This window comes from Mycobacterium neglectum (assembly GCF_002591975.1).
GTDB lineage: Bacteria > Actinomycetota > Actinomycetes > Mycobacteriales > Mycobacteriaceae > Mycobacterium > Mycobacterium neglectum.
On the sequence record NZ_NVQE01000002.1, the window covers coordinates 91,465 to 114,835 of the forward strand.

Annotated in this window: 25 protein-coding genes; 11 read left to right on the forward strand and 14 right to left on the reverse strand. The window is 65.3% G+C overall.

All coding sequences use genetic code 11. The features are described from left to right. Nucleotides 1–60: 60 nt before the first annotated feature. From CSQ99_RS02400 to CSQ99_RS02410, 3 genes are read left to right on the forward strand one after another with little or no spacing between them, the layout of a single operon-like run. Nucleotides 61–552 (forward strand): MTB12 family secreted protein, encoded by a 492-nt coding sequence (locus CSQ99_RS02400; RefSeq protein WP_099037447.1) that lies wholly within the window; start codon nt 61–63, stop codon nt 550–552. 28 nt (nt 553–580) lie between these two features. Further along, on the forward strand, nt 581–1,132 hold the full coding sequence (gene lppK, locus CSQ99_RS02405; protein WP_099037448.1) for a lipoprotein LppK: 552 nt from the start codon (nt 581–583) through the stop codon (nt 1,130–1,132). Between the two features lie 12 nt (nt 1,133–1,144). Continuing rightward, nucleotides 1,145–1,441, forward strand: coding sequence for a DUF503 domain-containing protein (locus CSQ99_RS02410; RefSeq protein WP_099037449.1), 297 nt, complete (start codon nt 1,145–1,147; stop codon nt 1,439–1,441). On the opposite strand, the gene CSQ99_RS02415 is transcribed toward CSQ99_RS02410, so the two are convergent. Then, nucleotides 1,438–2,277, reverse strand: coding sequence for a tRNA (adenine-N1)-methyltransferase (locus CSQ99_RS02415; protein WP_099037450.1), 840 nt, complete (start codon nt 2,275–2,277; stop codon nt 1,438–1,440). The genes CSQ99_RS02410 and CSQ99_RS02415 overlap by 4 nt on opposite strands. Before the next feature lie 64 nt (nt 2,278–2,341). On the opposite strand from CSQ99_RS02415, the gene CSQ99_RS02420 reads away from it, so the two are divergent. The 5 genes from CSQ99_RS02420 to CSQ99_RS02440 all read left to right on the forward strand — a co-directional run bounded on the left by CSQ99_RS02420 (nt 2,342) and on the right by CSQ99_RS02440 (nt 5,602). After that, complete coding sequence (locus tag CSQ99_RS02420; RefSeq protein WP_099037451.1) at nt 2,342–3,223, forward strand: RecB family exonuclease; 882 nt, start codon at nt 2,342–2,344, stop codon at nt 3,221–3,223. Next, nucleotides 3,220–4,014 carry a thioesterase family protein gene (locus CSQ99_RS02425; RefSeq protein WP_099037452.1) on the forward strand — a complete coding sequence of 265 codons (795 nt, stop codon included), beginning with the start codon at nt 3,220–3,222 and terminating at the stop codon, nt 4,012–4,014. Before CSQ99_RS02420 ends, CSQ99_RS02425 begins: the two co-directional genes overlap by 4 nt. Before the next feature lie 120 nt (nt 4,015–4,134). Further along, nucleotides 4,135–4,452 carry an ArsR/SmtB family transcription factor gene (locus CSQ99_RS02430; RefSeq protein ID WP_099037453.1) on the forward strand — a complete coding sequence of 106 codons (318 nt, stop codon included), beginning with the start codon at nt 4,135–4,137 and terminating at the stop codon, nt 4,450–4,452. Further along, a complete protein-coding gene (locus CSQ99_RS02435) occupies nt 4,449–4,958 on the forward strand; it encodes an SRPBCC family protein (RefSeq protein ID WP_099037454.1) in 510 nt (169 codons plus the stop codon). The genes CSQ99_RS02430 and CSQ99_RS02435 overlap by 4 nt, the downstream gene beginning before the upstream one ends. Continuing rightward, a complete protein-coding gene (locus CSQ99_RS02440) occupies nt 4,955–5,602 on the forward strand; it encodes a flavodoxin family protein (RefSeq protein WP_176560836.1) in 648 nt (215 codons plus the stop codon). The genes CSQ99_RS02435 and CSQ99_RS02440 overlap by 4 nt, the downstream gene beginning before the upstream one ends. On the opposite strand, the gene CSQ99_RS02445 is transcribed toward CSQ99_RS02440, so the two are convergent. The 6 genes from CSQ99_RS02445 to CSQ99_RS02470 all read right to left on the reverse strand — a co-directional run bounded on the left by CSQ99_RS02445 (nt 5,553) and on the right by CSQ99_RS02470 (nt 10,902). Continuing rightward, nucleotides 5,553–6,923 (reverse strand): FAD-containing oxidoreductase, encoded by a 1,371-nt coding sequence (locus CSQ99_RS02445; RefSeq protein WP_099037455.1) that lies wholly within the window; start codon nt 6,921–6,923, stop codon nt 5,553–5,555. The genes CSQ99_RS02440 and CSQ99_RS02445 overlap by 50 nt on opposite strands. Nucleotides 6,924–6,931: 8 nt before the next feature. Beyond that, entirely contained in the window at nt 6,932–7,414 is a 483-nt protein-coding gene (locus tag CSQ99_RS02450) for a DUF4126 family protein (RefSeq protein WP_099037456.1), read from the reverse strand. 68 nt (nt 7,415–7,482) lie between these two features. After that, the gene (gene hisG / locus CSQ99_RS02455) at nt 7,483–8,328 is read right to left on the reverse strand and encodes an ATP phosphoribosyltransferase (protein WP_099037608.1); all 846 of its coding nucleotides are present in this window, start codon (nt 8,326–8,328) and stop codon (nt 7,483–7,485) included. A gap of 5 nt (nt 8,329–8,333) precedes the next feature. Continuing rightward, entirely contained in the window at nt 8,334–8,615 is a 282-nt protein-coding gene (locus CSQ99_RS02460) for a phosphoribosyl-ATP diphosphatase (protein ID WP_099037457.1), read from the reverse strand. Between the two features lie 45 nt (nt 8,616–8,660). After that, nucleotides 8,661–10,136, reverse strand: coding sequence for a sugar porter family MFS transporter (locus tag CSQ99_RS02465; RefSeq protein WP_099037458.1), 1,476 nt, complete (start codon nt 10,134–10,136; stop codon nt 8,661–8,663). Nucleotides 10,137–10,218: 82 nt separating this feature from the next. Beyond that, nucleotides 10,219–10,902, reverse strand: a complete 684-nt coding sequence (locus CSQ99_RS02470; protein ID WP_099037459.1) for an HAD family hydrolase — start codon at nt 10,900–10,902, stop codon at nt 10,219–10,221. 39 nt (nt 10,903–10,941) lie between these two features. Here CSQ99_RS02470 and CSQ99_RS02475 point away from each other — a divergent pair, with 39 nt between their 5' ends. Then, complete coding sequence (locus CSQ99_RS02475) at nt 10,942–11,745, forward strand: NAD(P)H-binding protein (RefSeq protein WP_099037460.1); 804 nt, start codon at nt 10,942–10,944, stop codon at nt 11,743–11,745. Between the two features lie 39 nt (nt 11,746–11,784). Here the strand turns inward: CSQ99_RS02475 and metH are convergent, their stop codons facing one another. Further along, nucleotides 11,785–15,429, reverse strand: a complete 3,645-nt coding sequence (gene metH / locus CSQ99_RS02480; RefSeq protein WP_245908649.1) for a methionine synthase — start codon at nt 15,427–15,429, stop codon at nt 11,785–11,787. Nucleotides 15,430–15,752: 323 nt separating this feature from the next. On the opposite strand from metH, the gene CSQ99_RS02485 reads away from it, so the two are divergent. Further along, a complete protein-coding gene (locus CSQ99_RS02485; protein ID WP_099037610.1) occupies nt 15,753–16,604 on the forward strand; it encodes a PAC2 family protein in 852 nt (283 codons plus the stop codon). Between the two features lie 85 nt (nt 16,605–16,689). Here CSQ99_RS02485 and CSQ99_RS02490 read toward each other — a convergent pair whose 3' ends face one another. Genes CSQ99_RS02490 through CSQ99_RS02505 form a run of 4 tightly spaced genes read right to left on the reverse strand, consistent with a single transcriptional unit; the run spans nt 16,690 to nt 21,109 of the window. Beyond that, the gene (locus CSQ99_RS02490; protein ID WP_099037461.1) at nt 16,690–18,087 is read right to left on the reverse strand and encodes a DUF1254 domain-containing protein; all 1,398 of its coding nucleotides are present in this window, start codon (nt 18,085–18,087) and stop codon (nt 16,690–16,692) included. A gap of 35 nt (nt 18,088–18,122) precedes the next feature. Next, on the reverse strand, nt 18,123–18,998 hold the full coding sequence (locus tag CSQ99_RS02495; protein ID WP_099037611.1) for an SDR family oxidoreductase: 876 nt from the start codon (nt 18,996–18,998) through the stop codon (nt 18,123–18,125). 42 nt (nt 18,999–19,040) lie between these two features. Further along, entirely contained in the window at nt 19,041–20,279 is a 1,239-nt protein-coding gene (gene mshC / locus CSQ99_RS02500; protein WP_176560837.1) for a cysteine--1-D-myo-inosityl 2-amino-2-deoxy-alpha-D-glucopyranoside ligase, read from the reverse strand. Nucleotides 20,280–20,335: 56 nt separating this feature from the next. Beyond that, on the reverse strand, nt 20,336–21,109 hold the full coding sequence (locus CSQ99_RS02505) for a 3'(2'),5'-bisphosphate nucleotidase CysQ (protein ID WP_099037463.1): 774 nt from the start codon (nt 21,107–21,109) through the stop codon (nt 20,336–20,338). Between the two features lie 108 nt (nt 21,110–21,217). Between CSQ99_RS02505 and CSQ99_RS02510 the strand changes: the two genes are divergently transcribed. After that, nucleotides 21,218–21,910, forward strand: coding sequence for a Crp/Fnr family transcriptional regulator (locus CSQ99_RS02510; RefSeq protein WP_245908651.1), 693 nt, complete (start codon nt 21,218–21,220; stop codon nt 21,908–21,910). Nucleotide 21,911: 1 nt separating this feature from the next. On the opposite strand, the gene CSQ99_RS02515 is transcribed toward CSQ99_RS02510, so the two are convergent. Further along, entirely contained in the window at nt 21,912–22,757 is an 846-nt protein-coding gene (locus tag CSQ99_RS02515) for an SCO1664 family protein (protein ID WP_099037465.1), read from the reverse strand. Next, entirely contained in the window at nt 22,741–23,328 is a 588-nt protein-coding gene (locus CSQ99_RS02520; protein WP_099037466.1) for a DUF3090 domain-containing protein, read from the reverse strand. Before CSQ99_RS02520 ends, CSQ99_RS02515 begins: the two co-directional genes overlap by 17 nt. Between the last annotated feature and the right edge of the window lie 43 nt (nt 23,329–23,371).

The following is a 23,371-nucleotide window of genomic DNA, read 5'->3' on the forward strand; positions in this document are numbered from 1 at the left end:
CGACACACCAGCGACACTTGTTAACCTCAATCGTGAATTGGGCCCAACGAAAGGACAATCGTGACCCTGAAAGCCCTCGTTAGCGGCGCGGCAGCAGCCGTCGTCATCGCCGGTGCCGCGGCGGGTGTGACTTCCATTGCATCCTCGGATGCACTGAGCTCACCGCGCGTGGCGCCGGTCGTGTGGGACATCCCGATGCCGGAGGCGCCCGCACCAGACCTGCAGGGACCGCTGCTGCAGACGCTTCAGGCGTTGGGCGGCCCGGGCCTGTCCTCATCCAAGGCGCCCTATATCCAGGGTGGAATTGGCCGGATCGAAGGCCGGGTCGCCGACACGAAGTTGCGCGAAGCGCAGGCCGAAGGGAAGTTTCCGCTCTCCTTCAGCCTGATCAACATCGACCAGAACGGCCCCGTGGTGACCGCCGACGTCACCGCGACTGCCGCGAACGGTGGAGTCGCGAGCCAAAACATCGCGTTCGTTCCCGGCCCCAGCCCCACCGGCTGGCAGATGTCCAAGCAGTCGCTCATGGCGTTGATGTCGGCTGTCGGCTAGACAATCGGCGCACCGCATCAGCGGTGCCGTGATCCTGAGCGCCGTCGCAATCGCGGCGGCGCTCGGGCTTGGCGCATGTGGGGCGCAAAGCGAACAGAAGCAGCCGGAGGCCGCGGTGGAAACCGCTCCGCCCACCGTTGGAGACCAGGTGCCGGCGGGTCCGCCCGCCGCTGCGCTGCCGCCACCGACCGCGCTCGCCGATGTGATGGGTCGAATCGCCGATTCGAACGTCCCCGGGGCGGATAAGACCGCACTGATCGAGTCCGCCGCACCCGGCGATGTGGACGCGATGGACAAGTTCGGCCAGGCGCTGACCCAGAACGGCTATACCCCGCTCACCTTTGAGGCGCGGGATCTGCGCTGGGTCCAAGGAACGTCCGACACGGTGTCGGCCGTGATTTCCCTCAAGTCCGCCAACCCACAGGCCGGCGACTTCTCGTACCCGATGGACTTCATCCTCACCGATAACACCTGGCAGCTGACGCGCGGTAGCGCCGACGAATTGCTTCAGCCGGATGCGGATGCGTCGCAGACACCGAGCGCGCCTTCGCCTCTGACGCCGCCGACCCCCCCGCGCTAGGCACGCTTTCGGATGTGGATCGGCTGGCTCGAGTTCGACTTGCTGCTCGGGGATGTGCACTCGCTCAAGCAGAAGCGGTCCGTCATCCGGCCTGTCGTCGCCGAGTTGCACCGCCGATTCGCGGTGTCGGCAGCCGAGACCGGCTCGATGGAGTTACACAGGCGTGCAGGCGTTGGCATCGCGGTCGTATCGGCTGACCGCGGCCATGTCGTCGACGTGCTCGACGCCGCCGAGCGACTCGTGGCTGCGCGACCCGAGATGGAGCTGTTGTCGGCCCGACGCGGTCTGCGGCGCAGCAGCGACGACTAGACGGACCCGCCGATTTGGCGCTTGCGCCGCAGAGGCATGGGAGCGATCGCACCCGGTGCCAATTTGCGCACGTTGATCAGAAACGCCGTGTGCCCACGCATCGTGTGTTGGGGACGCACGGCCAGGCCGACGACATGCCACCCGCGCTGCATGCTCTCCCAGGCCCGCGGCTCGGTCCAGCACTGCTGTTCGCGCAGGGCCTCCACCGTTCGTGAGAGTTGCGTCACAGTCGCGACGTAGATCATCAGCACGCCGCCGGCCACGAGCGCATTGGCGACGGACTCCAGCACTTCCCACGGAGCCAGCATGTCGAGCACGACCCGGTCCACTTCGGGACCCGCATAGTCGCCGACGTCCGCGATCACCAGCTCCCAGTTGTCCGGGCGCTGCCCGAAGAACGTCTCCACGTTGCGCAGCGCATGCTCGGCGTGGTCTTCGCGCACGTCATAGGAGGTGACCTGCCCCTCCGAACCGACGGCGCGCAACAGCGAGCACGTCAGCGCGCCCGAGCCGGCGCCGGCCTCCAGGACGCGTGCGCCGGGGAAGATGTCTCCCTCGTGCACGATCTGGGCGGCATCCTTCGGGTACACGACCTGCGCGCCGCGGGGCATCGACATGACGTAGTCGACCAGCAGCGGTCGCAGCACGAGGAATTGATCGCCGTTGGTGGACTTGACCACGCTGCCCTCGGGCAGCCCGATGACGCTGTCGAGGTCGATGATTCCGCGATGCGTGTGAAACTCGCCGCCAGGCTTCAGCAGCATCGTGTAGTGCCTGCCCTTCGCGTCGGTGAGCTGCACGCGATCACCGACGGCGAATGGCCCGGTCCTGTTCACAGCAGTTCAGCCTGCCAGTCAACGCATCCTGGTTGTTGTCGGGGTGTCGCCATACCCTGAACTCATGACAGATGATCGGGAGCCGACCGCGTTTCGGCGTCCTGCTCTGTCGCCGTCGCGGGCCGCGGACTTCAAGCAGTGCCCGTTGCTCTATCGGTTCCGTGCCATCGACCGACTGCCCGAGCCGTCGTCGACGGCGCAGGTGCGTGGTTCGGTGGTGCACGCCGCCCTGGAGCAGCTGTACGCGTTACCCGCCGCCCAGCGGGTCCCCGACACCGCGATGACGCTCGTCGACCCGGCGTGGGAGCGCCTCGTGGCCGAACAGCCCGAACTCGCCGATGACTTCGAGCCCGGACTGCGGGCCGAGCTCCTCGATGAGGCACGCGCGCTGCTGTCTGGCTACTACCGCCTGGAGGATCCAACCCGGTTCGATCCCCAGAGCTGCGAGCAGCGCGTCGAGGTCGAACTCGAGGACGGCACCCTGCTGCGCGGCTTCGTCGACCGCATCGACGTCGCACCCACCGGGGAGTTGAGGGTGGTCGACTACAAGACCGGCAAGGCTCCACCCGAGGCTCGGGCGCTGGCCGAATTCAAGGCCATGTTCCAGATGAAGTTCTATGCCGTAGCTCTGCTGCGCTCCCGTGGCGTGCTGCCCGCGCGGCTGCGGCTGCTCTACCTGGCTGACGGCCAGGTCCTCGACTACACCCCCGACCTCGACGAACTGCTGCGATTCGAGAAGACGTTGATGGCCATCTGGCTGGCCATCCAATCTGCCGGTGCCACAGGTGATTTCCGCCCGAACCCGTCACGGATGTGTGACTGGTGCGCTCACCATGCGCACTGCCCCGTATTCGGCGGGACACCACCGCCGTACCCCGGCTGGCCGAAGGCGCCCGACGAGGGCGATGATGACGCGGTGCTGCACACCGAGGAGTCGGCTGCATGATCGACTGCTATTACCGTCGGCTCGACGCCGACGGCGACTTTGTGGTTTTCGACTCGACCGACGGCACCCGCAGCAACTGGGATCCCGAAATCCAGCATGGTTCACCGCCTCTCGCGTTGATGACCAAATCGATCGAGGAGTTGGCTGCCGGCTCTGGTCTGCGTGTCGGTCGGCTGACGCTCGATATCCTCGGCGCAATTCCCGTCGCGCCGGTGAAGGTGCGGGCGTGGGTCGAACGTCCGGGTAGGCGGATCTCGCTGATGATGGCCGAGATGTCGGCGGCAAGGCCAGGGGGCGCCGACCGTCCGGTCGCGCGGGTCACCGCCTGGCTGCTGGCCCCCGGCGACACCGCCGATGTGGCCACCGAACGCTATCCCCCGCTGCTCGAGGGTGAGGCGATCCCGGTGCCGCACAGCTGGGTTGGCGCGAAGGGCTATCTGGAGACGGTGACCTGGCGTCGCCAACCCGAGACCGGCGAGACCGGGGACGTGGTGTGGCTCAGCCCCCTTGTGTCACTGGTGGATTCGGAGCCAACGACGGCACTGCAGCGGCTCGCGATGGTGGTCGACTCCGCCAACGGTGCGGGTGCGGCGCTGGAGCCAGAGCAGTTCATGTTCATGAACACCGACACGGTGGTGCATCTGCACCGACTGCCCGTCGGCGAGGACTTCGCACTGCGGGCCCGTGGCTCGATCGGTCCCGACGCGATCGGTGTCACCACCGCTGATTTATTCGACCGGCAAGGCTTCATCGGTACCTCCGCACAGACGCTGCTCGTCCAGCGTCGCTGATAAGCAACGTTGAGTCTGCTCTGAGGCCCTGGCTTGTCGCGTTTTCGCGGCGTCACCGCAGAGTCGATCGAGAACATTTATGCAATTGCATCTATATAGATCATTTGCAATACTGTGGGTGTGGATGTCTTCGAGGCCGTTGCCGAAGCGAGCCGTAGAGCGCTGCTGGACGCTCTGATCGAGGGTGAGCGCACCGCGGGTGAACTGGTGGCGACTCTGCCGGGGCTGACCCAGCCGACCGTGTCACGGCATCTGCGGGTGCTGCGCGAAGTGGGCCTCGTCGAAGTCCGCCCCGACGCGCAACGCCGCATCTATGCCTTGCGTGCCGACGGATTGGTCGCGATCGACGACTGGATCGACCGCTATCGCCGCTACTGGGCCGATCATCTCGACGCCCTGGAACAGCACCTCGCGGCACAGCAACGGGAGGCAGAATGACGGGCCGCGAAGGAAAGCTCAGCATCGAAGGCGAACGAGCCGTGCTGACGTTCGAGCGCCGGCTGTCCTTCCCCGTCAAAGCGGTGTGGGCCGCGATCACCGATCCCGTTGAACGCGCGAAGTGGTTCGGCGTGACGACGATCGATGGTCGCGAGGGCGGGACCATCGACATGGTTGCCGACGGCCCGCCGCTGCCGCCCGAACGCAAGCGGATGACGGGCCGCATCCTGGTATGGGATCCGCCCCATGTCCTCGAACACGAATGGAAACAACCCATCGTCGAGGACGGCGTGGTGCGGTACGAGCTCACCGCCGACGGCGACGGCACCCTGCTGCGCTTCTCGCATCGCGGTCTCGGCGTGCGCAACGCCACCGGGTTCCGCGGCGGCACGCACGCCTTTCTGGACCGCTTGGAAGCCCATCTGTCCGGCACGGACTTGCCCCACTGGACGGTACGCAGAGTCCAGGTCATCGATTCACACCGCACAGGAGGCGAACACGCATGAAACACAACGGTTCTGACATCGCCGCTCCCACGTTGGCGATCGCCTACCATTCCGGCTTCGGGCACACCGCCACGCTCGCGCACGCGGTGGCCGCCGGCGCGTCGGAGGCCGGCGCGGACGTCGCCGTGATCGCCGTCGACCAAATGGACGACACGGACTGGGACACGCTCGATGCCGCCGACGGCATACTGTTCGGCTCCGCAACCTATATGGGCAACGTGTCGGCGGCGTTTCAGTCGTTCGCCGAACAGACCGGACGCCGCTGCGTCGATGGCACCTGGCGAGACAAGGTCGCGGCCGGTTTCACCAACTCTGGCGGAAAGAGCGGCGACAAACTGAACACCTTGGTGTCGTTGTCCGTGTTCGCAGCACAGCACCATATGCATTGGGTGAGCCTGGGATTGGGCCCGGGCTGGAACAGTTCGGCCGGCAGCGAGCACGACCTCAACCGCCTCGGCTTCTTCCTGGGCGCGGGCGCTGCGACCGATGTCGATGCGAACTCCGAGGAGGTCCATCCCTCGGATGTGCGCACGTGTCGCCATCTCGGGTGGCGGGTCGCGCACGTCACGCGGCAACTCAACGTCGGTCGGTCCGCTATTCCAGCGGCTTCAAATCCTGGAGCATCGTCGGCACCAGCTCACTGACAGTGGGGTGGATGTGCATGGTGCGTGAGATCGCCGTGTAAGGCCTCTTTGCCGTCATGATGTCGAGGATCGAGTGGATGACTTCATCGCCGCCGACCCCGAAAATCGCGGCGCCGAGGATCAACTCGGTCTCGGCGTCGACGACGACCTTCATGAAACCCTGGGTCTCGCCCTTTTCGACAGCACGCCCGACCCGAGTCATGGGCCGCTTGCCCACCAACGCTTTTCGTCCCGACTTGCGAACCTCGTCGACCGTCATACCCGCGCGACCCAGCGGCGGATCGATGTAGAGCGCGTAGGTCGTCACCCGATCGCTGACTCGACGCGGGTCGTCGTCGAGTAGGTTGGCCGCGACGATCTCGAAGTCGTTGTAGGAGGTGTGGGTGAAGGCGCCGCGCCCGTTGCAATCCCCCATCGCCCAGATGTGCTCGACATTGGTGCGCAGCTGGTCGTCGACGACGATGTAACCGCGGCGGTCGGTTTCGACGCCCGCCGCTTCGAGTCCGAGGTCATCGGTGTTGGGCTGTCGCCCCACCGCCATGAGCAGGTGAGTTCCCGCGATGGGATTCACACCCTCACGGGGAGTAACTTCGAAACCGTTGTCGCGCTTGGTGAACCGAATGTCACTGGCGTCGACGACGACGTCGATGCCCTCAGCCTCGAGGATCTCCTTGATGGTTGCCGAGACGTCTTCGTCCTCGCGGGAGGTCAGGCGCGGACCCTTCTCGATCACGGTAACGCCGGCACCGAATCGGCGGTACATCTGCGCGAATTCCAGGGCGATGTAGCTACCGCCGATGACGACCAGATGCTCTGGCACTTTGTCGAGTTCGAGGATGCCGACGTTCGTCATGTATTCGATGTCGGAGAGGCCGGGCATATCGGGTGCCACTGCCCGGCCGCCCACATTGAGGAAGATCCTGTCCGCCTCGAGTACCCGGTCGTCCACCCGGATGGTGTGCGGACCTTCGAAACGCGCGTGACCGCGGATGAAGGTGGCGCCCTTCATGCCGGTGAGCCAGGACTCCAGGCCCTCGCGATCGCCGACCACAATCTTGTCCTTGCGCGCCTTGACAGCGGGCATTTCGACGCTGATATCGCCTGTGCCGATGCCGTATTCGGCGCCGCGGCGAGCGAGGTGAGCGGCGTAGGCGCTGGCGACCAGTGTCTTGGTCGGAATGCAGCCGGAGTTGACGCAGGTGCCGCCGACGAGTTTGCGCTCGATCACGGCTACCGTCTGGCCGGCCTCGGTGAGCCTGCCTGCCAGCGGCGGTCCGGCCTGGCCGGCGCCGACGATGATCGCGTCGAACTTCTCTGCCATAGGCCCGGTTAGACGAGGCTGACCAGGAAGGCGATCAGGAATCCGCCGCCGACCGCGACCACGTCTTCGATGAATGCGCCCGGTCGGTCCTTACCGTTGTTGGCTTCATAGAGCTTCGTTCTGACCGCGGCTCCGCCGAGCGTGCCGAGCACAGCACCGACGATGCCCGCACCGAGTGAACTGAAAGTGTGGAAGAACGCGCTGCCGATCACCGCACCGGCGAACGCGCCCATGATGAGCCGCGTGGCGAACTGCGGTGCCGTCTTGCGACTCGGCGTCTTCGGAAGCTGATCGGTGACCAACTCCACCAGCAGGAAGATGGTGAGAACGGTGACGGTGATCGGATGGGCCACCCATTCCGACCACTTGCCGTCCACGTCGATCCAGCCCAGCATGGCGCCCCAGGCGACAACCGCGGGAGCGGTCATCGCCCGCAATCCGGCGATGACACCGATCAGCAGAGCGAGCACGATAACGAGGACCTGCGTCATGCCAACCTCCGTACCGGTGAAAACGACACCCGGACGCTAACACGGGTGCTGCGTCATGACCTGTTGAATCAGAAGCGGCAGAACCGAATGTCGGATGCCAGGATCGCCTTGGCGCCGATCGCCGCGAGTTTGTCCATGATTGTGTTGACCTCGCGCCGCGGCACCAGGGCGCGCACAGCCACCCATGCCGGATCGGCAAGCGGGGCGATGGTCGGCGACTCCAGTCCAGGTGTGACGGCGGTGGCCTCGTCGAGCACGGTGCGCGGGCAGTCGTAGTCGAGCATCAGATACTGCTGTCCGAACACCACACCCTGTACGCGTGCGGCCAGTTGGTCACGGGCCGCGGAGTTCCCGGCCTCGGCGCCTTCGATCAATACGGCTTCGGAGTCGCACAGCGGGTCACCGAAAGCCACCAGATCATGTAACGCGAGCGTCCGGCCGGATCCGACGACGTCGGCAATCACATCGGCAACGCCCAGTTGCACAGAAATCTCTACGGCGCCATCGAGGCGTATCACTGTGGCATCGATTCCCTTGGCCGCGAGGTCTTTCCGTACCAGATTCGGAAACGATGTGGCGATCCGCTTGCCCGTCAGGTCGGTGGCGGCCCAGTCCCGGCCGATCGGGCCTGCGTAGCGGAATGTCGAATTCCCGAAACCGAGCGCCAGTCGCTCCCGCACCGGCGCGTCGGAGTCAGCGGCTAGGTCGCGACCGGTGATCCCCAAGTCCAGCTGGCCCGAGCCGACGTAGATCGCGATGTCCTTGGGACGCAAGAAGAAGAACTCGACGCCATTCGCCCGGTCGATGACGGTCAGGTCCTTCTGGTCCCGGCGCCTGCGATAGCCCGCCTCGGACAGGATCTCGGCGGCGGCCTCGCTCAGGGCACCCTTGTTGGGAACGGCGACGCGCAACATGTCGGTCATAGCTTCGAGTAGACGTCTTCGAGGGTCAGACCGCGGGAGATCATCAGCACCTGCGTCCAATACAGCAGCTGGCTGATTTCGTCGGCCAGCGCCTCGTCGCCCTCGTGTTCGGCAGCCAGCCACACCTCGCCGGCCTCTTCGAGGATCTTCTTACCGAGCCCGTGCACGCCACCGTCCAGCGCGGCGACCGTGCCGCTACCCGGCGGCCGGGTCCGCGCACGCTCGCTCAGTTCGGCGAACAGTGCGTCGAAGGTCTTCACGGGACGCGATTGTGTCACGACGCCGCCGGCAAAGTCACGGCGGTTTCGTCGCGGTACCTGCGCTCAGGTGGAGGCCTTGGGTGAATGCTGGTGCAGGATCTCGCCGTGCATGTCCTCCAGCGATACACCCTTGGTCTCCATCACCCAACGCCATACGAAGAGGCCCGATAGCACGGCGCAGAGCCCATAAAACCCGTAGGCCAAACCGAGATGCTCGCGCAGCCCCGGGAACGTGACCGTGATGAGCCAGTTGGCCGCCCATTGACCTGCCGCGGCGATGCCGAGCGCCGCAGCGCGGATGCGGTTGGGGAACATCTCGCCGAGCAGCACCCAGACCACCGGCCCCCAGGACATGCCGAATGCCACCACGAACAGGTTGGCCGCGATCAACGCGATCACCCCGGAAGCTCCTGGAAGGCTCGGATTGCCGTCGGGGCCGACAGTCGCGTTCGCGAAGATGACGGACATCGTGATGAGCGTGACGGCCATACCCGACGACCCGATGAGCAGCAGCGGCTTGCGCCCGATCTTGTCGATCAGCGCGATGGCGATCAGCGTCGTCAGCACGTTGATGACCGAGGTGATCACGGTATAGACCGCCGACTCGTCGGCGCTGAACCCGACCGCCTGCCACAGCACGTTCGAGTAGTAGAAGATCACGTTGATGCCGACGAACTGTTGGAAGATCGACAACCCGAGGCCCACCCACACGATGCCGTAGATGCCGCCGGTCGGCTTCTTCAGATCGCGCAGCGACGGCTTGTCCTCGCGCTCCAGTGTCTCCTTGATGCGATCGATCGTGATTTCCAGGTTCTTCTCGCCGAGCAGCATGCTCAGCACCCTGCGCGCTTCCGGAATCTTGTGGCTGGCAACGAGATACCGTGGTGACTCGGGAATGGTGAACGCCAGCACCCCGTACACGATGGCAGGGAGCGCCATCGCGAGGAACATCCAGCGCCACGCGTCGAGCCCGAACCACAGCACCTCGTTGGGGCCGCCCGCTGCCCATTGCAACAGCCAGTTGACAACGAAGGAAGCAAAGATGCCCAACACGATGGCCAGCTGCTGCAACGATCCCAATCGGCCACGGATCCGCGGCGGCGATGTCTCGGCGATGTAGGCAGGCGCGATGACCGAGGCCACGCCGACGCCGATGCCGCCGACGATGCGGAACAGAACGACCGACCACACCTCATGCGCGAAGCCCGTTCCGAAGGCGCTGACGAGGAAGAGCACCGCCGCAATCTTCATGACCGAGATGCGGCCGATCATGTCGGCGATCCGTCCGGCGGTCATGGCCCCGGCCGCGGCTCCCAGCAGTGCCGATGCCACCGCGAAACCGAGCTCAGCGTTGCCGATGCCGAAATCCTCTTGGATCGAGTCCACCGCGCCGTTGATCACCGCACTGTCGTAACCGAACAGCAGGCCACCCAGTGCGGCTACCGAAGCGATTCGTACGGCAGTCCCGCCCGATGAAAAATCATCGTCGGCGATCGGTAGTGAGGATTCGTCCCCGACGGGGGCATTGGAGCCTGCCATGGGCGTCCCTTTCGCAGCGTTGCGTGATCCGGGTCACTTGAGTACCCCCGTCTTACCACTGGCAAGCGCGCTGCGGGTGGACTTACGCCGAGCGTTCTCCGATGCCACGGCTGAGGTCGACGTAGACCTGGCGGAGATCGGCGACCCCGACCCCGGTCAGCGAACTCAAATGTGCCCGCCGCCGTCCTGCGGGCACTTCGACGTCATTGGGTACCACCAGCACCGGGCACCCCGCGCTTTCGGCCGCGGCGGTGCCGGTGACCGAGTCCTCGACCGCCAGGCACTCTGACGGGTCCAGCCCGAGTAGCGCGGCCGCCCGCTCATAGGCGTCGGGCGCCGGCTTGCCCTGCGGCACTTCGTCGCCGCATACCGACGCCGAAAAATAGTGCTCACCAATGCTTTTCAGGGCACGCTCGGTCAGCGCTCGCTGTGTGTTGGTGACCAGCGCCATCGGAGTCCGTTCGGCCGCAAGGGCTTCCAACAACTCACGCGCACCTGCGCACCACGGCAGCCCGCCGTCGAACAACTCCGCTGTGTATTCGTGCAGCCATCGGTCAGACTCCGCCATTGCCGCCGGATCGGGTTCCAGACCCAGGTCGGTATAGACGGTGCGGATGGTGTCCTCGGCCGACCCGCCCACCATCGAGGCGCGGACCTCGGGGGTGAGGCGCCCACCGTGGTACTCATAGAGCGCGGTCAACGAGATGTCCCAGAGCTTCTCGGAGTCGACAAGCGTGCCGTCCATGTCGAACAGCACCGCTTTCATGCACATGATTGTGTCACGCGTCCCACGTACGGTGAAAACATGACCATTCTTGTGACCGGAGCCACAGGAAACATCGGCCGCCTCATGGTGAATCATCTGATCAACTTGGGTGCCAACGACATCCGCGCGCTGACCAGAGATCCTGCCAGGGCGCAGCTGCCCGACGGCGTGACTGCGATCACCGGTTATCTTGGCGATCCCGAGTCCCTGCCTGCCGCGCTGGACGGAGTCGAAAGCTTGTATCTGGCGCCGCTGCCCAGAACACTGGATGTCACGCTCGACCTGTTCAAGCGGGCCGGCGTGGAATACGTGGTGGCACTGTCGGGTGCCGGCGATTGGCAGGAACACGCTGACGCCATCTCAGCGTCCGGCCTCGTCAACACCCAACTCGGCCCCGGCGAGTTCACCGACAACTTCACGATCTGGTCCGAGCAGATCAAAGCGACACACACCGTTCGCGACCCGTACCCGTCGGTGATCGAGGCGCCAATCTCCATGGACGACATCGCCCGAGTCGCCGCTAGGCTACTGGTCCGACCTGACGAGTCGCACTACGGAAAGACGTATCCGATCACCGGCCCTGACGCGCTGACCCGCGCGCAGATCGCCGAACAGATCGGCGTGGGCATCGGTGTCGACGTCGTCTTCGCACAGTGCAGCAGAGCCGATGGCGAAGCAGCATTGCAACCGATTATGGGCGAATACGCACGCTGGTACCTGGACCAGATCGAGACCGGTCTGGGCGAACCCCAACTGGCTAACCAGCTGGTCGCCGAGCTCACCGGCACGCCGGCCGAATCGGTCACGCAGTGGGCGGCGCGCAACGCAGAACTGTTCTCCTGACTCAGCGTCACGCCGATACCGCTTGGGCGCATGTAGAGCTCAGTCCTCCGGGTTGTATCCGAGGTTGGGGGCCAGCCAGCGCTCGGCTTCCTGCAGTGTCCAGCCCTTGCGCTTCGCGTAGTCGGCAACCTGGTCCTGGGCTATCCGGCCGACCACGAAGTACTGCGACTGCGGATGCGAGAAGTACCAGCCGCTGACGGCGGCTCCGGGCCACATCGCCATCGACTCGGTCAGCTCGATGCCGGTCCGCTCCTTGACATCCATCAGCTCCCAGAGCGTCGCCTTCTCGGTGTGCTCTGGGCAGGCCGGGTAGCCGGGGGCGGGGCGGATTCCCACGTACTTCTCACCGATGAGCGCCTCGTTGTCCAACTGCTCGTCAGGCTGGAATCCCCAGAACTCCTTGCGGACCCGTTGGTGCATCCGTTCGGCGAACGCCTCGGCCAGCCGGTCGGCGAGCGACTCCAGCAGGATCGCGTTGTAGTCGTCGTTGGCCGCCTTGAACTCGACGATCTTCTCTTGACTGCCGAGCCCCGTGGTGACGGCGAAGGCGCCGACATAATCCCGGAGACCCGTTTCTTTGGGGGCGATGTAGTCGCCGAGGCTCCGATTCGGGATACCGGCCCGGTGCTCGCCCTGCTGGCGCAGATTGCGCAACGTGGTCAACACCTCGGTACGCGTTTCGTCGGTGTACACCTCGGCGTCGTCACCGACGGCGTTCGCCGGGAAGAAGCCGATCACCCCGTTGGCCGTCAGCCACTTCTCCTTGATCAGGGTGTCGAGCATCTCCTGGGCGTCGTCGTAGAGCTTGCGGGCGGTCTCGCCCGAGACCGGGTTGTTGAGGATGTCGGGGAACCTGCCCTTCATCTCCCAGGCATTGAAGAACGGCTGCCAGTCGATGTACTCGCGCAGCTCGGCGAGGTCGTAGTCGAGAAATTCTCGCACTCCCACACCTTGCGCGGGCAACGGCGGCGTGTAGCCGTCCCATTCGATCGGCGTCCGGTTCGCACGGGCCTTCTCCAGCGTCAGCATCGGCCGCTCGCTCTTCTGGGCGTGCCGTTCGCGCAGCGCTGCGTAGTCGGTCTCGGTGGCTTCCAGCAGCGCTGGACGCTGCTTGTCGTCGAGGAGCGCAGCCGCGACCGGCACCGAGCGGGACGCGTCCTTGACCCAGACCACCGGACCGCTACGTCGTGGCGACACCTTCACCGCCGTGTGGGCGCGCGAAGTGGTCGCGCCACCGATCAGCAGCGGAATGTCCAGCCCCTGACGCTCCATCTCGACGGCGAAGTTGACCATTTCGTCCAGGGACGGGGTGATCAGGCCGGACAGCCCGATGATGTCGGCATCGTGCTCCTTCGCCGCGTCCAGGATCTTCTGGGCGGGCACCATTACACCGAGGTCGATCACCTCGAAGTTGTTGCACTGCAAGACGACCCCGACGATGTTCTTGCCGATGTCGTGGACGTCGCCCTTCACGGTCGCCATGATGATCGTGCCGTTGGTGTCCTTGGACCCGGTTGTCCCGGCCTCCTCCTTCTCCGCCTCGATGTACGGCAGCAGGTACGCGACGGCCTTCTTCATCACCCGGGCCGACTTGACCACCTGCGGAAGGAACATCTTGCCTGCGCCGAACAGGTCACCGACGACGTTCATGCCGTCCATCAGCGGTCCCTCGATCACCTCGATCGGCCGACCACCTGCTCCGGCGATCTCGGCCCGCAATTCCTCGGTGTCGGTCTCGACGTCGGCGTCGATGCCCTTGACCAGCGCGTGTGTGATCCGTTCGCGGACCGGAAGGCTGCGCCACTCCGCGGCGGCCGGATCCTCTGATTTCTCGGACTTGTTGAACCGTTCGGCGATTTCCAGGAGCCGTTCGGCCGCGTCCTCGCGACGGTTCAAGACGACGTCCTCGATTCGGTCCCGCAGCTCCGGGTCGATCGAGTCGTAGGGCACCAGCGCACCCGCGTTGACGATGCCCATGTCCAGGCCGGCCTTGATGGCGTGGAACAGGAACACCGCGTGGATCGCCTCGCGGACCGGGTTGTTGCCGCGGAACGAGAACGAGACGTTCGAGATACCGCCGGAGATGTGCACGCCGGGCAGGTTCTCCTTGATCCAGGCGCAGGCCTCGATGAAGTCGATCCCGTACGTCGCGTGCTCCTCGATACCGGTCGCCAGCGCGAAGCAGTTCGGGTCGAAGATGATGTCCTCGGCCGGGAAGCCGACCTCTTCGGTCAGGATCCGGTACGCGCGTCCGCAGATCTCCTTACGGCGTTCCAGGTTGTCGGCCTGTCCCTGCTCGTCGAAGGCCATCACCACGACGGCGGCGCCGTACTTGCGGCACAGCCGTGCTTCGCGGATGAACTTCTCCTCGCCCTCCTTCATGGAGATCGAGTTGACGATCGGCTTACCCTGCACGTTCTTCAGGCCGGCCTCGATGACCTCCCACTTGGAGGAGTCGATCATCACCGGGACTCGGCTGATGTCGGGCTCGGCCGCGATCAGCTTCGTGAACCGGTCCATCGCGGCGACGCCGTCGATCATGCCCTCGTCCATGTTGATGTCGATGACCTGAGCACCGACCTCGACCTGCTGCAGGGCGACCGACAGCGCGGTGTCGTAGTCCTCGGCCTTGATGAGATTTCGGAACCGGGCGGAACCGGTGATGTTCGTGCGCTCACCGATGTTCACGAACAGCGAGTCGTCGTTGATGTTGAGCGGCTCCAGGCCTGAGAGGCGGGTGGCCACCGGGATCTCCGGCAGCGCGCGCGGCGTCTTGCCCTCGACGACCTTGGCGATCTCGGCGATGTGTGGTGGAGCCGTTCCGCAGCACCCACCGACCAGGTTGACCAGGCCGGCCTCGGCGAACTCGGCGATGTAGCCAGCCTGAGCCTCCGGGGACTCATCGTATTCGCCGAAGGCGTTGGGCAGGCCGGCGTTCGGGTAGCAGGAGACATAGGTGTCCGCGATCCGTGCCACCTCGGCGATGTAGGGCCTCATCTCCGGCGCACCGAGGGCGCAGTTCAGGCCGACCGCGAGCGGCTTTGCGTGCCTGATCGCGTTCCAGAATGCTTCGGTGACCTGTCCGGACAACGTCCGCCCGGACGCGTCGGTGATGGTGCCCGAGATGATTACCGGCCAGCGTCTTCCGCGTTCGTCGAACAGCGTCTCGACGGCGAACACCGCCGCCTTGGCGTTCAGCGAATCGAAGATCGTCTCGATGATGATGATGTCGGAACCACCGTCGACCAGGCCGTTGGCAGCTTCGAGGTAGGCGGCAACCAGCTGGTCGTAGGAGACATTGCGGGCGCCAGGATCGTTGACGTCCGGGGAGATCGACGCGGTCCGCGTCGTCGGCCCGATGGCGCCGGCGACGTAGCGGGGTTTCTCCGGCGTGCTGAACTCGTCGGCCGCCTTGCGCGCCAGGGCAGCTCCGGAGTAATTCAGCTCGTAGGCCAGCTCGTGCATGTCGTAGTCGGAGAGCGAGACCGCGTTCGCATTGAACGTGTTGGTCTCCAGGATGTCGGCGCCCGCCTCGAGGTACTCGCGGTGGATACCCTCGATGATCTGCGGCTGCGTCAGGTTGAGCAGGTCGTTGTTGCCCTGAAGCGCTGTCGGCCACTCCGTGAAGCGATCGCCGCGGTAACCGGCCTCGTCCGGCCGGTCGCGCTGAATCGCCGTGCCCATCGCGCCGTCGATCACGATGATCCGCCGGCCCAGAGCCGCCGTCAGTTCCTCGGTGCAATCGGGGCGGATATTCGGCTCAAAGTTGCCGGGCTCGAGGACGTCCACGTGCACTCCTTCCGTAGCGGAAGGCGTCCTTAACTCTGCCGAGCGTGGCGGATGCCGGCAGACACCGGCGAACCGTTGCAACGCCTCTCGACGGAGAAAAGTCTACCGTCGTCACTTGATCGACGGCTGGGACGTCCAATTCGGTGCCGCGACCCGCTTGGCGATGACACTCGCGGGTGCCCGGCAGGGCTTACGCTTGGCTGGTGGCCGGTCCGGACATGCCCGAACTCAACGACACCATCGTCGTCGCGGCCTTCGAAGGCTGGAATGACGCCGGTGATGCGGCGAGCGACGCGCTGGAGCATCTGGATGCGATCTGGGAGGCCGAGCCGATCGTTGAGATCGACGACGAGGCCTACTACGACTACCAGGTCAACCGGCCGGTGATTCGGCAGGTCGACGGCGTGACCCGCGAGTTGGTGTGGCCGTCGATGCGGATCTCGCACTGCCGCCCCCCCGGGTCGAACCGCGACATCGTGCTGATGCACGGCGTCGAGCCCAATATGCGCTGGCGCACGTTCTGTGCCGAGTTGTTGGCGATCGCCGACAAGCTCAACGTGCAGACGGTCGTCATCCTGGGTGCGCTGCTCGCCGACACCCCGCACACTCGCCCGGTGCCGGTGTCCGGCGCGGCGTACTCGTCCGACTCGGCGAAGATGTTCGGGCTGGAGGAGACGCGCTATGAGGGCCCGACAGGTATCGCCGGCGTATTCCAGGACGCGTGTGTGCAAGCCGGTATCCCCGCGGTGACGTTCTGGGCGGCTGTCCCCCACTACGTGTCGCAGCCGCCGAGCCCCAAGGCCACCGTGGCGCTGCTGCGTCGCGTCGAGGACGTCCTCGACATCGAGGTGCCACTTGCCGACCTGCCTACGCAGGCCGAGGAGTGGGAGCTGGCGGTGTCCGAGATGACGACCGAGGACGACGACATCGCTGAATACGTGCAGTCGCTGGAAGAACGCGGCGACGCCGAAGTAGACATGCACGAGGCGGTCGGCAAGATCGACGGCGATGCCCTGGCCGCCGAGTTCGAGCGCTATCTACGCCGACGCGGGCCGGGCTTCGGGCGCTAGCCCGAAGAACCAGCACAGCGGGCGCTAGCCCGAAGAACCAGCACAGCGGGCGCTAGCCCGAAGAACCAGCACAGCGGGCGCTAGGTCAAACCTTTTCGGGTGAAGGCGCCTTCCAGACTCCGTTGAGCGCATCGGGTTTGGGCCAGTACAGCCGCAGCACCACCTGAAACGGGCCCTCGGGCGCCGGTAGCCAGTTGGATTCCTTCTCGATTCCCGGCGACGCGTGCTGAAGATAGATCGTGTAGCCGCCGTCGGAGTCGGGCACCAGGCTGGGCAGCATCGGCGAGTTGACGAGGTAGCGCTTCATCGGGTTCTCGACCAGCAGGCTCTGCGGAAGCTCGTACATGGTCAGCGACCAGAATGCATTGACGGGCGGAAGTTGATCCTTGGCGAACCGATAGATGTAGTTGTTGGCGCCGGTCAGCGGCGCACCAGCGGAGTCGATGCTCGCACCCGGATAGATCGCTTCGTCGGCGGTGTTGCCATAGATACCGAAGGCTGCGCCCGCCATTCGGTAGAGATAATTGCCCTTGAGATCGGCTGCGGTACCGAAGAATTGAGCCGAGCCCACTTCGCCGGTGTCCATCTTCTCTTGCTTGAGGGTATCCAGTTCGGCCCAGGCGTCGGCCATTCCGCCCTCGACCGCGGTTCTCGTCTCCGGCGTCAACTTGTTGGCGTCGAAATCTCCGTCGGGGCGAATGCCGATGGTGGCGAAACGGGCGCGCAACTGCTCCTCCGCGGGCGGCGTCGGCGCGAATCCAAGCAGGAAATTCAGGATCTCGAAGAACTGCGGCGAGGTCTTCTGCTGATCGCGGGTCAGCGGCGGGACGAAGTCGATCGATGGGGCGGGCGCAGGCGGTGGTTGATTGAGGAACACCGACAGTGGTGTCACCTGGTAGCCGGCTTGGATCTTCTTGACCTGGTCGATATCCGAGGGCCCGAACAGTTGGGTGCGATACAGCACCAATGCGAGATCGGTGTCGGACTTTATGACCTCGTTGATGCCCTCAGGCTTCTCGCCCTGCCAATTCGGGCCAGCCAGAAGATATTTCCCTCCGCCGTTGCCCGTCGTGCGACTTCCTACGTAGGCCATGTTGTAGGTGTAGAGGTCGACGAACTGAAGAGAGTAGTAGCGGTCCTGCTCGATGGGAGGAACCGTCAGCACCAGCGGTTCGGCGCGTAGATCGGCGCCGACGGCGGAGTACGGCGTGTCGGAATTCGGCGTTTGGACCGCCTTGTCCTCAGGTGTGTACACCTCTGCGCTGCTATGTATTTCGTTCCAAGAACCCTTGTACTCGGGATCGTCTTTGTTGACGAAGTAGGAGTACATCACCCGGTAGTTGTCGACCATCGGGAAGCCGTAGACGTAAGCCTCTTTGGCGATGGCGCGGGTCTGCTCAGGTGTGACGGCAGCAGGAGTCGGTGGTGGCGTCGACGTCGCAGCCTCCTCGTCCTTGCTGGTGCTACAGCCCGCCAACAGCATGAGCGATGCAACAACGATCGCAATGCAACGCCGCACTACTTCTCCAATGCCTCGGTACGAGCACTCACGCTTCGGCCGAGGGCCACGGCTTCCGCGTCCATCATCGGCAACAGCTCTGGAACATGCTTCATCGTGAGCGATTCGCCCAGCCGGGAAGACAGCACTGGCTTCAACCACCGTAGGAGCCCGACGAAGCGCGGGCAGTTGATCTGACGTTTGCGGTTCTCGATACCCGCCACGAAGATCTCACCGCACTTGTCGATCGATGTGGTTTTACCCAACGGTCCTGGCAGTCTTCGCAGCATCTCCCGGAAAGCCTCCGAATCGGCTTTGCCCTCGCGGACCATCGGCGTGTCGATCCACAGCATGTGCGCCGATCCGACGGCCACCCCACGGTGCGCGACCTCCATGCGCAAAGCATTGGCGAAGTGTTCGACTCCGGCCTTCGAGGTGTCGTAGGGCACCATGCCCGCGGCGGCGGCGTAGGCGGCCGCCGATGACACGATCAGCACGTAGCCGCGACGCTCGATCACCGACGGCAGCGCCGCGCGCACAGTGTGAAAGACCCCCATGACGTTCACATCGATCAATGTTTTGAACGCGGCCGGATCGACGCCGAGGACGGACCCGGTGGTCGCGATTCCGGCATTGGCCATCACGACGTCGATCCCGCCGAACCGCTCCACGCCGACAGCGACGGCGGCCTGCATGGCTGCCAGATCGCGGACGTCGGCAACGACAGTAAGGACCCGGTCACCGCCCAACTTGGCCGCCAGCTCATCGAGAAGGCCTTTGTCCAGGTCGGTCAGTACCAGATTGGCGCCCTTGCTGTGCAGGCGTCGGGCCACGTCCGCGCCGATACCGTTCGCACCACCGGTGATGAGGACGACTTTACCGCTGAGTGAACTCATGTCGGTCAAACGTACTCTGCGCGCCGACGGCACGAGCATGATCTACAGCTTGATACCGAGCAGCGTGTCGACAGCCGCGGCCACCACCCGCGGCGCCTCGGGATCGTGTCCGCCATAGGTGAGCGCATCCGTGGTCCAACCATCAAGTGCAGCAAGCGCTTTCGGGGTATCAAGATCGTCGGCCAGATAGCGGCGGACGCGGGCCACCACGTCACCCGCATCAGGCCCGGCAGGCATCGCGGCAGCGCGGCGCCAGCGCTGCAACCGGTCGTTGGCCTCGTCGAGAACGGCCTGACTCCAGGAGCGGTCGGCGCGGTAATGGCCCGCAAACAGACCCAACCGGATAGCCGCGGGATCGACGCCATCGGCGCGCAACCGCGACACCAGCACCAGGTTGCCCCGGCTCTTGCTCATCTTGTGCCCGTCCCAGCCGATCATGCCCGCGTGCACGTAATGGCGCGCAAATCGCCGCTCCCCCGTGACGGATTCGGCATGTGCGGCGGAGAACTCATGGTGCGGAAATATCAGATCAGACCCGCCGCCCTGGATATCCAGATCGGTGCCGATGCGGCTCAGCGCAATCGCGGCGCATTCGACGTGCCAGCCGGGCCGCCCGGCGCCGAATGGCGATGGCCAGCTCGGTTCACCGGGACGCTCGGCCCGCCACAACAACGCGTCGAGGGCGTCGCCCTTGCCGGACCGGTCGGGGTCGCCGCCGCGCTCGGCGAAGAGCCGCATCATGGTGTCGCGGTCATAGCCCGATTCGTAACCGAACTGGGGCGTGGCGTCGGCGCGGAAGTAGACGTCGGGGTATTCAACGTCATCGGCGATGTAGGCCGAGCCCGCGGCCAGCAGCTTTTCGACGACCTCGATGACCTCAGCGATCGCCTCGGTGGCCGCAACGTAATCGTGCGGGGGCAGCACCCGCAGGGCCGCCATGTCCTCGCGGAACAGCTGGGTCTCCCGGTCGCCCAGCTCGCGCCAGCCGATGCCGTCGCGCTCGGCCCGTTCGAACAGCGGGTCGTCGACGTCGGTGATGTTCTGCACGTAATGCACCTGATGGCCGGAGTCCAGCCACACCCGGTAGACCAGATCGAACGTCAGGTAGGTGGCAGCGTGGCCCAGGTGGGTCGCGTCGTACGGGGTGATACCGCAGACGTACATGGTGGCGACGTCGCCTGCGGTGACCGGACGTACCTGCCGGTCAGCGCTGTCGTAGAGGCGCAACTGCGGACCGCGGCCCTCGAGAGCCGGAACGGTCGGGGCCGCCCACGATTTCATAGCGTCGACTTTAGGCATCGGGAGGATCGACACCGCGACCGGCCGATTCATTCCCGTCAACGGTTCTTGTAGGCCGACAAGATGCCCTCGAGCAGCACATCGGCCAGCTCAGCCCGGCACATCAGTAGGTCGGGCAGGTAGGGGTCGGCTCGGTTGTAGATCAGTGGCGAGCCGTCCAGCCGGGTGGCATGCATTCCGGCGGCCGCCACCACTCCAGCAGGCGCCGCCGAATCCCACTCCCACTGGCCACCGGCGTGGAGGTACGCGTCGACGTCGCCGCGGACGACTGCCATGGCCTTGGCGCCCGCCGACCCGATGCGCACGAGCCTGATGTCGAGGCGGTCGCGTAACCACCACAGCACCGGCGGTGGCCGGCTGGCGCTGGCCGTGATGAGGATTGGGCCCTCGGCGCGCGGCGGCGGTGGGGACACCGTGTCGGTGCGGTACACCTCGCCGCGCGCGGGCAGCGCCACGGCGGCGTCGGTGATGCCGCCGCCGTGCGGACCGTTGTCGCGCTGCCAGAGTGCGACGTGTACAGCCCAATCCGTTCGGCCGGGCATCGAGAACTCGCGGGTGCCGTCGACGGGGTCGACGATCCAGACGCGATCAGCCTGAACACGGGAAATGTCGTCGGTCGCCTCCTCGGACAGCACGGCGTCGTCAGGTCGCTCGGCACGCAGTCGGTCGAGGATCAGGGTGTTGGCCCGCCTGTCGCCGGCGTCGCCGAGGTCATAGGGGTCGTAGAAGCCGATCTCGTCGCGCACGGCCAGCAACAGTTCACCGGCATCTTTGGCCACCTCGGCGGCCAGTGCCGCATCGGTCGCACTCACCGGCCAAGTAGATCACGGAGGTTTAGCTCGTCGCGGCAGTGGAATCCTGTTGCTCGTCGAACCCGGGGGTTCGAGGAGGTGATGGCCGCGGTGAAACAGCCCATCAAGCTGCCAACGCCCCAGCGCACCGCGGCGGTACTGTCCCGCGTGGGGTTTCTGGCTGGGCTCGACCCCGGCATCATTTCCGCGTTGTCCAGCCAACTGCGCCAGGTTGAGGTGTTGCGTGGCGCGATGGTCTACCGCCAGGGCGAGCCCGCCGACGGGTTGCACATCATCTTGGCCGGCAAGATCAAGATCTGTTGCCACTCCGCCGACGAACGTGAGCAGCTGCTGGCGATACGGGGGCCGGGCGACATCCTCGGCGCCGTTTCGATTCTCGACCGGTGTCCTCGTACGTCGACCGCGATCGCCGTCACGAACGTCTGCACGGCGTTTGTGGACGACGAGACGCTACAGGTGTGGATGACGGAGCGCCCGCAGATCGCACAGCAATTGCTGCGGTTCATGGCCGGCCGGTTGCGGCTCGCCAACAACCATCTACTCGACATCATCTTCGATGACGTCCCGGGCCGGGTCGCCAAGGAGCTGCTGCACCTGGCGCAGCGGTTCGGTACCCAGAGCGGCGATTCCTGGCAGGTCACCCACGATCTGACCCAGACTGAGATTGCACAGCTGGTGGGTGCCACCCGCGAGAGTGTCAACAAGGCGCTTTGCGACTTCGTTCAACGAGGATGGATCACGACGGACGGCAAGTCGACGCTGATCCACCGGCCACAGTTGCTCGCCAAACGCGCAGGGTGAATTAGAACGCAGGCCACGGGATCGGGCGTCGCCGATCCGGTGTTGGCATCACCGGATCATCAAGCAGCGCAGCTGTTCTCGCCAGCAGAGCGGCGATCTCACGCTCGGTGATGTGATCACCCAACACGTCCGCCAAACCGTTGCCCAGCTGCTCACGGAGAGCAGCGACCGCTGCCAAGGTCGAGTCGTCGACCGGCTTGCCCGCCCATCCCCACAAGACCGTTCTAAGTTTGTCCTCCACGTGCAGACTCACGCCGTGATCGACGCCGTATACCTGGCCGTCGACGCCGGACAGGATGTGGCCGCCCTTGCGGTCGGCGTTGTTGATCAACACGTCGAACACGGCCATCCGCCACAACCGGGTGTCATCGGCGTGCACCAGCGTCACCTCGGCACCGGCGTAGTCGTAGGCCTGCAGGATCGGCAGAAAACCGGGCGGGACCTGACCCGCAGGTAGCAAGTCGACGAGGTCCGGACCGTCCGCGGGTTCGTCGCCGACCTCTGTCAGGCTCTCGCCCGGCTGGTCCACCCACAGCTGGAGCATGCCGCGTCCGGCAGGGCCGTCACGAATGATGGTGTAGGGCACGATGTTCCAGCCCAGTGCGTCCGACACCAGGTATGCGGCGAGTTCGCGACCGGCCAGAGTGCCTTCGGGAAAGTCCCACAGGGGCGCCTCCCCTGCGATCGGCTTGTAGACGCAATGTGCTTGTTGCTCACCGAGATGCGCCTCGCACAGGAAGGTGGCATTGCTCGCAGAGCGGATGCGTCCGATGACGGTGATGTCGCCGCGCCGCAGCACCTCGTTGGCTACAACAGCGGAATCTGGATCGCTATTCGCTGGCGTCATCGTCGGAACCGGTGATTGCGTCACGCAGGTAGCCATTGGTGCGCACGCAGATGTGGCCCTCGGGGTCGAGCGGTTCGTCGCACAGCGGACACGGCGGGCGGCCCGCCGAGATGACTCGGGTGGAGCGTGTCGCGAACTGCCGCGCCGATTCGGGCGTCAGGAAGACCCGCACGGCATCGGGACCGTCCTCGGCGTCGTCGAGGACCACAGACGCGTCGAACTCGGTCTCGGACACTGCGAGAAGTTCGACGACGACGGTCTGCGCCTCCGAGTCCCAGCCAAGACCCATCGTCCCGACCCGGAATTCGGCGTCGACAGGAGTGATCAACGGGCTCAGATCGTCCACCTCGCCGGTCTCCGGGGGCACCGGGGTGCCGAAGCGCCGGTTGATCTCGAGCAGTAGTGCGGCGATCCGCTCGGCGAGCACGGCGACCTGCTGCTTCTCCAGAATTACCGACACCACCCGCTTGTCGTGGACTGCCTGCAGATAGAAGGTCCGGTTTCCTGGTTGCCCGACAGTCCCGGCCACGAAGCGGTCGGGTGTTCGGAAAACATGAATTTCGCGGGCCATGGCATCTCCAAAATACCGGTAGCGGCGGCGTCAGCCGTAATCC

Excerpts from the sequence above, each read along its gene's own strand:
- metH (WP_245908649.1), bottom strand. The coding sequence starts at position 15,429 with ATGGGCACGGCGATTCAGCGCGACCGGCCGGACGAGGCCGGTTACCGC.
- CSQ99_RS02465 (WP_099037458.1), bottom strand. The coding sequence starts at position 10,136 with ATGGCAGGCTCCAATGCCCCCGTCGGGGACGAATCCTCACTACCGATC.
- CSQ99_RS02490 (WP_099037461.1), bottom strand. The coding sequence starts at position 18,087 with ATGCTGTTGGCGGGCTGTAGCACCAGCAAGGACGAGGAGGCTGCGACG.
- CSQ99_RS02445 (WP_099037455.1), bottom strand. The coding sequence starts at position 6,923 with ATGGCAGAGAAGTTCGACGCGATCATCGTCGGCGCCGGCCAGGCCGGA.
- CSQ99_RS02440 (WP_176560836.1), top strand. The coding sequence starts at position 4,955 with ATGAAACACAACGGTTCTGACATCGCCGCTCCCACGTTGGCGATCGCC.
- hisG (WP_099037608.1), bottom strand. The coding sequence starts at position 8,328 with ATGTTGCGCGTCGCCGTTCCCAACAAGGGTGCCCTGAGCGAGGCCGCC.
- CSQ99_RS02450 (WP_099037456.1), bottom strand. The coding sequence starts at position 7,414 with ATGACGCAGGTCCTCGTTATCGTGCTCGCTCTGCTGATCGGTGTCATC.
- CSQ99_RS02485 (WP_099037610.1), top strand. The coding sequence starts at position 15,753 with ATGCCCGAACTCAACGACACCATCGTCGTCGCGGCCTTCGAAGGCTGG.
- mshC (WP_176560837.1), bottom strand. The coding sequence starts at position 20,279 with ATGAAATCGTGGGCGGCCCCGACCGTTCCGGCTCTCGAGGGCCGCGGT.
- CSQ99_RS02515 (WP_099037465.1), bottom strand. The coding sequence starts at position 22,757 with ATGACGCCAGCGAATAGCGATCCAGATTCCGCTGTTGTAGCCAACGAG.
- CSQ99_RS02425 (WP_099037452.1), top strand. The coding sequence starts at position 3,220 with ATGATCGACTGCTATTACCGTCGGCTCGACGCCGACGGCGACTTTGTG.
- CSQ99_RS02475 (WP_099037460.1), top strand. The coding sequence starts at position 10,942 with ATGACCATTCTTGTGACCGGAGCCACAGGAAACATCGGCCGCCTCATG.
- CSQ99_RS02410 (WP_099037449.1), top strand. The coding sequence starts at position 1,145 with ATGTGGATCGGCTGGCTCGAGTTCGACTTGCTGCTCGGGGATGTGCAC.
- CSQ99_RS02420 (WP_099037451.1), top strand. The coding sequence starts at position 2,342 with ATGACAGATGATCGGGAGCCGACCGCGTTTCGGCGTCCTGCTCTGTCG.
- CSQ99_RS02520 (WP_099037466.1), bottom strand. The coding sequence starts at position 23,328 with ATGGCCCGCGAAATTCATGTTTTCCGAACACCCGACCGCTTCGTGGCC.
- CSQ99_RS02495 (WP_099037611.1), bottom strand. The coding sequence starts at position 18,998 with ATGAGTTCACTCAGCGGTAAAGTCGTCCTCATCACCGGTGGTGCGAAC.
- CSQ99_RS02470 (WP_099037459.1), bottom strand. The coding sequence starts at position 10,902 with ATGAAAGCGGTGCTGTTCGACATGGACGGCACGCTTGTCGACTCCGAG.
- CSQ99_RS02435 (WP_099037454.1), top strand. The coding sequence starts at position 4,449 with ATGACGGGCCGCGAAGGAAAGCTCAGCATCGAAGGCGAACGAGCCGTG.